This window comes from Candidatus Binatia bacterium, from assembly GCA_029248525.1.
Lineage (GTDB): Bacteria > Desulfobacterota > Binatia > UBA12015 > UBA12015 > UBA12015.
Genome location: JAQWJE010000003.1, coordinates 1 through 11315, shown reverse-complemented (window position 1 = coordinate 11315; position 11315 = coordinate 1). Strand labels below are relative to the sequence as shown.

General features: G+C 61.9%; 6 protein-coding genes. 5 read left to right on the top strand and 1 reads right to left on the bottom strand.

Translation table 11 applies throughout. The features are described 5' to 3' along the window. Together P8K07_00395 and P8K07_00390 are read left to right on the top strand one after the other, a co-directional pair. Positions 1–589: restriction endonuclease (locus P8K07_00395; protein MDG1956979.1), on the top strand; the 589-nt coding region annotated here is incomplete at its 5' end. An 83-nt stretch (positions 590–672) separates the two neighbouring features. Then, entirely contained in the window at positions 673–4233 is a 3561-nt protein-coding gene (locus P8K07_00390) for an AAA family ATPase (GenBank protein ID MDG1956978.1), read from the top strand. Positions 4234–4315: 82 nt separating this feature from the next. Here the strand turns inward: P8K07_00390 and P8K07_00385 are convergent, their stop codons facing one another. After that, a complete protein-coding gene (locus P8K07_00385; GenBank protein ID MDG1956977.1) occupies positions 4316–7972 on the bottom strand; it encodes a hypothetical protein in 3657 nt (1218 codons plus the stop codon). 215 nt (positions 7973–8187) lie between these two features. Between P8K07_00385 and P8K07_00380 the strand changes: the two genes are divergently transcribed. The 3 genes from P8K07_00380 (at position 8188) to P8K07_00370 (ending at position 11234) form a co-directional block, all read left to right on the top strand. After that, positions 8188–9090: a PHB depolymerase family esterase gene (locus P8K07_00380; protein MDG1956976.1), complete on the top strand. Its 903-nt coding sequence runs from the start codon at positions 8188–8190 to the stop codon at positions 9088–9090. 136 nt (positions 9091–9226) lie between these two features. Continuing rightward, entirely contained in the window at positions 9227–10759 is a 1533-nt protein-coding gene (locus P8K07_00375; GenBank protein ID MDG1956975.1) for a CoA-acylating methylmalonate-semialdehyde dehydrogenase, read from the top strand. Between the two features lie 67 nt (positions 10760–10826). Further along, on the top strand, positions 10827–11234 hold the full coding sequence (locus P8K07_00370; GenBank protein ID MDG1956974.1) for a hypothetical protein: 408 nt from the start codon (positions 10827–10829) through the stop codon (positions 11232–11234). Positions 11235–11315: the final 81 nt, after the last annotated feature.

Here is an 11315-nt window from a genome sequence, read left to right as displayed (position 1 = left end):
GCGCAAAAAAGGCAGTGTGCAGGGGGCACTCACCCTGCTGCTGATCATGGCGGCCCTGTTCGTGGTGGTCGAGAGTTTTCGTCTGGCCGGTGAAAACCCCGGGGTCGTATTTCTGGCGTTGCTGGCGATTGGCGGTGCGGTCTACGGTCGACGTCGCTGGAAGGCGCAGGCCGCCGAGGCCGCCGCACGCGCCAGGCGGGAAGCCTTGCTCGGCTATAAGCTCGCCGATCTGGATACCCTGAGCGGAGCGGCTTTTGAGGCATGGATTGCCGCCGTCCTGCAGGATGCGGGTTTCAAGACCGAAGATATCCAAACCTCCGGCGACTTCGGTGTGGATGTGATTGCCGAATTTGAGGGAACGAAGTTCGGGATCCAGGCCAAGCGCTACAAGAGCAACGTGGGCAACTCGGCTGTCCAGGAGGCCAATGCCGGCGCGCAATTCCATGGCTGTTCGGTGGCGGTTGTGGTGACGCAATCGGGCTTTACGCGTGCGGCCAGGGCACAGGCTGCGGGGATGCGGCCGCCCTGCCTGTTGATCGGGCGCGACGACTTGCCCGAGATGGTATCGATCCTGAGGCAGCGAGCGTAGCTCCGGCTGCGCTTGCTGGTAGCGGGGGCGCTCTTTCTATGAAATCTAGATAGGCGTGAGCGCTCATGCGCTCGAACCAAGCGATGACCGATTTGGAGCACATACGAAAACCGAGCGTTCGGTTCGGGGGCAGGGGGGAGGCACCTCTTGGCCGCGACCGTGAGCTTCATTTCTTCGAACAATTTCTGGCGGATGCCGAAGACGGCATAGGGAGTCTGGTGGTCCTGCAGGGCTCGACGGGAATCGGAAAGTCGACTCTGTTGGGCGCCCTTTGTGAAAAGGCAGCCGCTCGAGGGTTTCAGGTAGGACACGGCATCATTGAAGCGGGGGCTCGTGCGCGGCTGCCCTGGCCCTGGCCGCGAATTTTGCGCGATCTCGCGGGGGAGGCATGTGCGGCTCTCCGCCGCGAAGTTGTGACCGCAAAGGCCGCTGGCGAGGATGGATACCTGGGAGGTTCGGGCTTGCAATCTGGACGCCTCGCTCTTCAGCTCACGGATGCAATCGCGCTCGCCTGTGAGGAAGCCCCGGTCCTGATCGTTCTGGATGATGTGCAGCGGATGGATGCCGCATCGGTCGAGACACTTCGGCTTGTGGCGGAGGGGGTCGAGCAGCTTCCGGTCCTGATTCTGGTGGCGGGTCTTCTGGAGGCTGACGCACCAGAGGGCACCGGAGCTGATGCGATGGTGGCCTTCGCGGGCAGCGGGTCTTCTCATGTGCTCTCGTTAAGTTGTCTCGGGCCGACAGCGATTGCCGAGATCGTCGGGCCGGACCTGACCGCACGTTTAGGTGGCCCGGAGTTGCTGCATCGGTTGACAGCGGGGAATCCGATGCTGGCTTGGGAGTTGGGCCAGAGCTCGGAACAGGACGCCGCCGCTTTGCTGGAAGGGAGGTCGCTTTCCGAGGCGGTCTCTCTCTTGCTGCGCAGCCGTGTTGCGAATTATAACGCCACGATTCGGGAACTTTTGCACGCGATCGGCATGGAAACGGAGGCCGTTGATGTCGGGCTTCTGGCCGAGGTTCTCGATCGCTCGCTTGATGACACGGAACAATGGCTTGGGGAGCTTCTCTCGGGTGGTTTGGTCCGGACAGTCTCGGACGAGCCTCGAGGCCCCGTCCTTCTTGCTCACAATCTTTTGCGCGACCCCGTGCTCCGCTCGATGGCGCCCGCGCAGCGTCGCTCGCTGCATCAAAGATACGCGAGGGCCCTCCTTCGTCGGGAGGCTAAAGGGGCGGTCATTGCTAGCGGGGCAATCGCTTACCATTGTTGCATGGCCGTACCCTTGTTACCGGGCGATCTGGCTGGGGGTTGGGCTTTACGTGCTGCGAGGGAAGCCAATCAGGCGGCTGCATGGGGTGCCGCCGAGAAGTGGACCGATCGTGGTATCGAGGCACTTGATCGAAGCGAAGGGTCGGACTCCGTATCCTTGCGAGCCGATTTGCAGATCGAGCGTTTTGCGGCGCTGGTGGGCGAGGGCGCTCCTGCTTTGGCCAGCTTGCGAGACTGTCGACGAATTCTCAAGAGAGCTGGGTTGGAGCTGGATTGGCGCACGGTAACCCGGATTGTCGATGCCGAGCGTGGCCGAACTATGGACGCCGCGATCCTGAGCGAGGTTCTTTCGATGATTGAGGGATGCCTGGCGAGCGCCGAGGCGGATGGTTCCGCGGCCCTCTTGGCTCGCAAGGCGGCGCTACTGCACCGGATCAGCGACCCGGCTGCCCGTCAGGAATGTGAAGATCTATCCCTGCAGGCTCTGATTTCCGCTGAGTTGCCGACGGCAGACCCGGAAGACCGGATTCATTCGACGGCGGTTTTTTTGCTCTGTAATGTCTTTGGTCGGCCCCCGGAGGAACGTGTCAAGTTGGGGCAGGATTTACTCGAGGTGCTGGCGAAGAAAGCGGATAGCAATCTCCTGTTGGTGCCGAGCACAACTCTGGTTGTGGACAGTTTGGCGGCTGGTGATGTGGCTGGGGCAGACTATGCCATCGGGCAGATCTCGAAGCAGGTGGCTCTGAATGCCGAACACCCGACGTCCTGGTATCCCTTTCATCTCAATGCGATGCGGTGTGCGATGCGCGGGGACGCGGTCGGCGCGCGTCGGATGCTGGAAGCGGGGTTGGAGAATAGCACAGCCGTTACCTATCTGAGTGCGGCTCTATGCACCTTGGTTTTGCAGGCCCATTTATGTGAAATCGTCGGGTTACCCGCCGCGGGTGGCGGTCCGGCCCTGCCAGGCCTGGAGTTTCCTGAAATGCCCGAAGGCACTACCGCTGCTTCGGATCTGGAATTATCTGAGGCCGCCCAAGCAGTCCAGGGCGCCATTCGCGCACCCTGGAGCGATCAGGTTGTCGCTATCGCTTCGCAGCTCGAGGGCTCCCGCAAGGTAGCCGAGCTCTCGGCTGGTGGTTCGGTTGCGCGAGTCCCGGTCGGCGCCGCACCAGATATGGCCAGTCACTGGCAAGCCGGGATGCTGAAGGTGGTCTTGCAAGTTCTCCGCGATCGGGCTCTGGCAGAGTCGGTGCTGGAGGAATGGGTCGGACTTGAATTTTCCCAGATCCCACGGGATGCCCAGTGGCTCTCGTCGATTTGCCTCTTGTCGGAGAGTGTCCACAGCCTTCGTCATGAGCGCGCCGCCGCTCAACTCTACAGTCTTCTGGAACCTTTCAAGGATCGGGTGGCGGTTGCCAGTTCCGCGATTGTCTGCTCCGGCGCGGTCGCAGGCTATTTGGCGCAGTTGGCGGATGTTCTGGGTCGGCGAGAAGAGGCGCTGGGACTCTGTGCTCGAGCCGTTGAAGTCAACGATTCCATCGGCGCAAATTACTTCGCGGCTCGGATTCGCTTGCATGGAGCGCAGATGGGCTTTCGTGATCCTTCGCTCAAGGATTTCTCGCAGGCCAGGACGTGGGTCGCCGAAGCAATGAGGCTGATTGAGGACTGCAAGCTGGAGGGCCTCCGGGCGTTGCTTGCCGAGGTGGAGGCTGCGGGGCGCGAGCGAGGAGAGCTGGACGTTTCCGCCGTTTCCGCCGATCTTCCGGCCGGAGGGGCTCTAGTGGAGGCGCCCCCGCAGGCTACTTTTGCGCCCCGTGGTGATTTCTGGGAGATCTCCTGGGCTGGCGAGACGGCGCGACTTCGATATCAGCGTGGATTTGACTGCATTCAGATTTTGCTCCGTCATCCAAATCAGGATCTGCATTGCAGGGATCTGATGACAGGATCAGAAGCCGGCGAGACGAACCCGCTGGATCGAGCCAGCCTGCAATCCGGAGAGCTTGGACTGGCCGATGATGATGGCCTCGAGATCGTGGACCAGCAGGCTTTGGTGGCGTATCGCGCCCGGATCGAGGAAGCTCGCGAGGAGCTTGCCGAAGCAGAGAGTCACCATGATCTCGGTAGAGTCCAGATGTTGCGTGAAGAAATCGAAGCGATTCTCGCCATGGTGAGCGGCGCTACAGGCTTGGGGGGGCGGCGGCGGAAAACCGGCTCGGAAGTCGAGCGCGCTCGAACCGCGGTGCGCAAGCGCATCAAATCTGCGTTGGATCGAATTCGGCGTGATCTGCCAGACCTGCATGCGCATTTGGCTGCAAATCTGAATACCGGAACGATTTGCTCCTACGCCCCGGCGGTGCTCCCAGATTGGCAGACGTAGAGTCGATCGAAAAAAAGAGCGATCGACCCCGACGGTTCTTCCGTGGCCGATCGCTCTTTTGAACGAATATCTCAGAAGTGCCTCAGCGGCAGCTCACCCCCATTCCATCGCGGCTGAGCTCGCAGCTCTGGCGCGCGGCCTCGAAGCGGAGGTCGGTACAGTCCTGCTCCAGCACGGGGGCGGTGTCCGTGGTGAACCGAACTTCGGTCTCCAGAGGTAGATCCTCCGGGCCAAGCTCGTCCAAATCAAGTCGATCCCCCTTCAGTGCAAACCGCACCTGACCACGCTTTTCCTTCAGCGAGACCTTCCAATTGGCACGCGCTCCCGAAAACCGGAAAGATGTCCGGCTGCGGTTGGTGCGCCAACGGCCGTTCTGGCCTGCGTTGGTTGCACTTCCCGAAATCGTGTCCTGAAGAACGATTTCACCGCGGGCTGAGGTCACGGTGATGACCATGCCGTTCTCGTCAGGTGCGAGGCGATCGATGTTGGCCTGCGCCAGATCGAAGCTGCCCTGAATCCGAACTTTGTCGCGCGAGATCCTGTCGCTCAGCGTGGCGATGACCCGAGGCTTCTGGGCTTCGGCGCAGGTGGCTTTGCCGATGGCGTACTCACTGAAGTGCCGGGTTTCGAAGAAAACCTGGTTCCGGCAAAGGTCACAGCAGAACCGTAGCGTGTCATCGTCCGTGCGGCGATTCTGGTTCTCATCGCCCCAGTCGCTTGGCCAGCCGTCTGCGCCGATTTCACCGCAGAGTGCATTTCCGCATTGGGGCGAGAATACGCCACGCTCTTCCTCTTCGTCTTCCGCATTCTCACGGTGGACGAGAACCATGTTGGATTCGGCAACACGGTAGGAAGTGTCAGAGCGATCTGACCAGCCGTCGCCCTGATGGCACATCCAGTCGCGGCCCGGTCGGTTGCCCGGGTCCATGACGTCGAGCGGGGCTTCCTGATCCTGTCGGTTTTCGCTGTCCTCCCAGCGGAATACAATCTGCAGAGGTGGATTGAAGTCCTGTCCCGGAGGGGCAAAGGTGACCGCACTGACGTGTCGGTTGGTGCCGCGCAGGGTATGCTGTCGTCCCCCTTTGGTGGTTCGGGTTGCCGAAATGGTCGTCTCCTCATCGACCGCGCCTTGCGGGATGCGGATCGTCACCTGTCCATCGGGCGAGGTGACTTCGACGTCGTCGGGCATTTCGCACTGACCGCCAAACTCGTCGACGGCCGCGGCAACAGAGCCCTCCGGAATGCAGCAACCGATGGCCGCATTCTCGCCCAGACCAGCCAGATCATTGCAGCGCGGATCCTGGTTGTCTTCATCGATCGCCGGGCAGGCGTCGCATGCATCCCCGCATTCGGCACCGCCGGGTACCGCCGGGCAGTCTCCGTCGGTGTCGGCCTGATCTGCATTGCAGAGGTTTACGCAGCTATCGCAGGCATCAAAGATACCATCCCCATCGTTGTCGATTTCTCCATTGCCATCGATGTCGACGTTGAATTCATCCGTGGCCCGCGAGTTGTCACAGCCGCCAGCTCCATTGCAGAGGTCTGCGGTGCAGCTGCTGCCATCATTGCAGAACTCCGGCGCTTGGGTGCCGGCAGGTGCCATCCCGGGATCGGTGCAGGCGCCATCGCCGTCGCAGAAGTCCGCCAGGACGCATTCGTTGCCTGCGTCGCCGCAGGCACTGCCGTGCGCGAGGTGATTCTCTTCGCAGGATCCGTTCTCGTTACAGCTATCGGGCAGGGTGCATTCCGTGCTCGAGTCGTTGCCGCACGGTGTCCCCACCGGATCGAGGCGCGCTTCGCAGCTACCCGTCCCATCGCAGGTGTCCGGTGCGTTGCATTCGAGAGCATCAGGGTCGCCACAGGCAGTTCCCTGCGGCTCAAAGGCTCCTTCGACGCAAATGCCATCGCCGTTACAGACGTCGCCGAGTTGGCATTCGCCTGCGGCATCGCCGCACGCGGTTCCGGCTGGTTGGTTGTTGTCGACGCAATGTCCCAGCCCGTCGCAGGTATCCGCGGCCGTGCACTGGCCCTCTGCGCCGTCCCCGCAAAGTGTGCCTTCTGCGGCAAACGGGGCCTGGGGGCAGATGGCTGATTCGCCGGAGCAGAACGCGTCTTCGACACATTCGTCGAGTGAGGGTCTGCATTGCTGCTTGGGTGAAGAAAATCTGCAAAATGAATCGCAACAGGCGCCGAAGGGAGCTTCGCATTGTTCGCCTTCCTCGAGAATGCCGTTGCCGCAAAAAGAGTATAGAGGCTGCCACAGGGCCGCTCGTAGTTCGTCCCGGTCCGCGGGGTAGGCACTGCCCACCAGAACGACCTCGCCATCGGGAAGCGCGAAGACGTCGTTAGTTGCGTTGGCCCATTGTCCGGGATTGTCGGAACGATAAATTTCCTTGATCTCGAGATCCGGAGTGATTTGGACACCGGCCAGCGGGTTCAGATTATGTTCGTTCTGCTTGATGCCGCCTGCGTTGACCGCCACGAGGATTTCCCCGTGCGGATGTTGGCTGATGGCCGTGGCGATCGAAACACGATTGGCTGGGTGGATCTCGCCGGCAACGCCGGAAAGGTTGATATCCTGATAGCGGCCGAATTGATCGAATTTTGCAACATGCGCAACCCCGGTGCGGCCAGGTTGGGTGACTTGGCCGGTGATCACGATGCTATTGTCGTCCAGCAGCAGGGCATCGGTGGCGACGTCATAGCTGTATTGGCCGCCGCTTCTTTCCGCGATATCCTCGCGGAATTTACCTTGGGGGAACTGAGCCAATTCACCGGTTTCGAAGCCGTTTTCTCTCAGCAACGCCAGAGCATAATCAGCTGTCTGATGAAAATGCTGATCGTAATATCCATGGTGGCTTGTGCCCACCACGACGATTTTTTTGTCGGGACGAATCAAAATGGCGACGGCTTCATCACGGCTGGGGATACTGCCTTGCGCGAAATTGATACTCGCAACGCCAGGCCCCGCGCGCCAGAAAAACGGATCGAAACCACCATCGTCAACGACCCGCGTCAACAGAAAGGCGGAGTCCTCGGGCGTTCTGGTTTGGTGCGATCCTGCTGCCAAAATTCGGCCGTCGGGTTGAATGGCAACCGCTGCAAGGCTGCTGTCGCCACCATGTGGGGATGCAACCAGGACAATGCCCCGATTCCCGAAGGTCGCATCCAGGCTTCCATCTGCGTTCAGGCGAATGATGGCGCCCATCGTGTTGCCGAAGAGTGTCGAGGTGCCGACGACAACGACGCGGTCCTGTGGGTCGATCGCCACAGCCAGCGCACGATCATCGCTTTTGACCGTTTGCCCCAGAAAATTGTTGCCCTGGCGGATATTGATCCGAGCCATGGCCGGGGCAGGACAAACGCCGAAGATGGGCGACTCGCAGGGAGCAAACGACGAATCGGGCTCGCCTGTGGTATCGAATCCCATGATCAGGAAGTCTTCATGAGCGACGGCCTGGTTCAGCGGGTCGGCGGCCCAGAGCGGCCGGGTTTCGCCATAGCCAACAGCGACCCGCCGGCCGGTGGATTGACGACCACCGGCGTGAAACGCCGAATGATCGCCGTTGCCCAACGCAAACCGGTCGTAACGGTGGCCGCGATAGACGAGGTCTTCTTCGACGGCGCTGGCCGGTGCGGGCAGCAGGAACGCCGCGAGCATTATGGTCGCCGCGGCAAAGGCTCCTCGGAAGCGCTTTGTGGATGGTTCTTTTTCCTTCAATATTCGACAGAATTTCATGATCCCTCTCCTTCGGATATGCGCCGTCTGCCTCGCTTGGCTCCGGCCCGACTTCGTTCTGTCGGTAGGGCGTGCTTTTCGGTGGCACAGCGTGCCCCGGCACGGCACGATCCACGGAGGCAGGCTGGTTTCTTAATTAACCTAGTAAATTCAATTATTTAGGGTTTTATCTTTTTTCCGAATTTGCGGCTGGGCGAAGAGGGAATCGCCGTGCGTTGACGAGGTGGGTGGTGGTCTTCCATCATCAGGGGATGGATCGATCCGGATTCTGGAAGCCAATCTTTCTGAGCTCGCTCTTGCTGCTATTGGCGGGCTGCGGCGGCAGCGCCGCACCGAACCTCTGCGCCGATCGCGGCGGGAGCGCCGGGATGTTCTCCGTGGAGATCCGGTCCGGCGGGCTTGCGCGAGAGTTTTCTCTGGTTGTACCGGAGTCCGCTCTGACCGGTCAGCCGGTGCCGCTGGTGGTTGGCTATCACGGAGCCAACGCGACCCCGGAGGCCTATCTGGCCGTGACCGAATTGCCGGATGCGGCACAACGGCGGGGATGGATTGTGGCCGCCGGGCTCGGCGTCGGCCTTTCGTGGAACGGCGGGGTGTGCTGCGGCGAGGCGGCGGCCGCAGGTGTCGATGATGTGCAATTCACGCGCGACATGATCGCCCGGGTGGCTTCGGAATATTGCATCGATGAGCAGCGGATTCTGGTCAATGGTTTTTCGGCAGGCGGTGTGATGGCGGCCCATCTCGCCTGCGAGGCGCCGGACATTGCCGCGACAACGGCCGTGGTCGGGGCCTGGAATGTTGCCTGTGCGCTACCCGAGGATACCTCTTTGTGGATTGCCAATATGATCGATGATCCGCTGGTGCCCTACGCGGCCTTGGGCAGCCAGCTTTTCCCCCAATTCCTCGCGGCCAATCAATGCAATGCGGCGCGGGTGCCGGTGGATCTGGCGGCCAATGCCGATTGCGAGGCGGCGACTACCTGTGTCGGGGCGGCCCCGATCCAGAATTGTGCGGTTCGCGGTGTCGGCCACCATTGGCCGGGCGGGCTGACGCAGCCAGCAGGCCCGTTTTTCGCAACCCCGGCAATGCTGGACTTTTTCCTCGACCAGCAGGGTTGAGGCCCGGTTGGGGCCCTCCTGAGTGGCCATGGTTCGCGGCACGGGCTTGAGATGGCGCGGGCTCGAGATGTTGCGGGCATGACGTGGCGCGGGCTCGAGGTGGCGCGGAGTTGCGTCGGGAAGCTAAGACAAGCCCATGGAGCAGATCCCGCATTGGATTGCCGGCAAACGTGTGGCCTCGACCTCCGGTCGCGAAGCGCCCGTCTACAACCCGGCCACAGGTCAGGCGCGCGGTCAGGTGGGGCTTGCTTCTCTGGAAGAAGTCGATGCGGCCGTTGCCGCGGCGCAAGCAGCTTTTCCGGCCTGGCGCGCCACCAGTCTTTCGCAACGCGCGGAGGTTCTGTTCCGTCTGCGTGCCCTGATCGATGCACGACGCGACCAGATCGCCGCGGTGCTGACCGCCGAGCATGGCAAGGTGTTGTCGGATTCGCTCGGCGAGATTGCGCGTGGGCTCGAGAACGTGGAATTTGCCTGCGGCATCCCGCAGCTGCTCAAGGGCGACTTCAGCGAGCAGGCCGCAACCGGCGTGGATGTCTACAGCATCCGCCAACCGCTGGGTGTGGTGGCGGGCATCACGCCGTTTAATTTCCCGGCCATGGTGCCCATGTGGATGTTTGCCGGGGCACTCGCCTGCGGGAATACGTTTGTACTGAAACCCAGCGAGAAGGATCCGTCGGTCTCCTTGTTGTTGGCCGAGTTGCTGGCGGAAGCGGGCCTGCCCGACGGTTGCTTCAATGTGGTGCAGGGAGACCGCGTGGCGGTCGACCGCCTGCTCGAACATCCGGATGTTGAAGCCTTGAGTTTTGTCGGCTCGACCCCGATTGCGCGTCATGTGTACGAGACCGGGGCGAAAAACGGCAAACGCGTCCAGGCGCTCGGCGGGGCGAAAAACCATATGCTGGTGCTGGCCGACGCCGACCTCGATATGGCAGCGGACGCCGCCGTCAGTGCGGCCTATGGGTCCGCCGGCGAGCGTTGTATGGCCATCAGCGTCGTGCTCGCAGCGGATGCTGTCGCTGATTCGCTTGTGGAGAAGATCGCCGCACGCTTGCCGGGACTGAAGGTCGGCCCCGGAGATGATCCATCAAGCGAAATGGGCCCCTTGATCAGTGCGGAGCACCGCGACCGCGTGGCGAGTTATCTGGCGGGTGCCGCAGCGGACGGGGCTACGGTGGTCGTGGATGGAAGGCGCGGCGGGGCAGGTGCTGCCGATGCAGCGGCGAGTGCTGCGGGCGCGCCCAACCCGGCCAGCGGCGGATTCTTTCTCGATCCGTCGTTGCTCGATCACGTCCGCCCGGGCATGGCCTGCTATGATGACGAGATGTTCGGCCCGGTTCTGTGTGTGATGCGCGTCGCTGGCTACGAGCAGGGCGTGGCGACGATCAATGCGAATGCCTTTGGCAACGGGACCGCGATCTTTACCCGCGACGGCGGCGCGGCGCGCGCGTTTCAGTTCGATGTGGAAGTCGGCATGGTCGGCATCAACGTGCCGATCCCGGTGCCAGTGAGCTACTACAGCTTCGGCGGTTGGAAGGCGAGCCTGTTTGGCGACACGCATATGTACGGCCCCGAAGGCATCCAGTTCTACACGCGCGGCAAGGTGGTGACATCTCGTTGGCCGGATCCCGCGACGAGCAAGGTGGATTTGGGTTTTCCGCGCACGCGTTGAGCCTGATTTTGCCGGACAGGGCGGCGGCGCGCTACGTTTCGCGGCCCGCACGACAGGGAGAACGAAAATGGCGGCATGGCAGAGGGACGATGAAAGTCGGATGCGGATGGAGCGGCATGCGCGCCGAATCAGGGCCCGGGCCATCCGGAAGGCGCGGGATCGTCGGCAGGAGTTTTCGGTTCTGGCCCACTACCGGCGGGCGCACGGCATCCGTCTGGATGAACCCATCGATGATGCGCTCGATCCGGGGATGCACGAGATGGCGCGAAGCCCGGCGGGCGCCTGGCAGAACAGATCCAAGGTGTGGGGCGTCCTGCTCGCTTTCCTTGTCGCGAGTTGCAGCGGTTATGCCTTCGCAAAGTCGAAGGCACCCGAAATTTTGAGCAAGGAGTGGGCTGAAAATATCGAGATGCGCCTCGCAAGGGCGGAAGACAATATCCAGGAGAATGCCAGCCGCATTGGTGAGATGGACTAGTGCTCATTGGCGGTTTGTCCAGCGCCGCTGGCCCGAAACTCTCTCTCGCCTCCCACGGGCTTATGGTCTAATCTCGCGGCT

Excerpts from the sequence above, each read along its gene's own strand:
- P8K07_00375 (MDG1956975.1), top strand. The coding sequence starts at position 9,227 with ATGGAGCAGATCCCGCATTGGATTGCCGGCAAACGTGTGGCCTCGACC.
- P8K07_00390 (MDG1956978.1), top strand. The coding sequence starts at position 673 with ATGACCGATTTGGAGCACATACGAAAACCGAGCGTTCGGTTCGGGGGC.
- P8K07_00370 (MDG1956974.1), top strand. The coding sequence starts at position 10,827 with ATGGCGGCATGGCAGAGGGACGATGAAAGTCGGATGCGGATGGAGCGG.
- P8K07_00385 (MDG1956977.1), bottom strand. The coding sequence starts at position 7,972 with ATGAAATTCTGTCGAATATTGAAGGAAAAAGAACCATCCACAAAGCGC.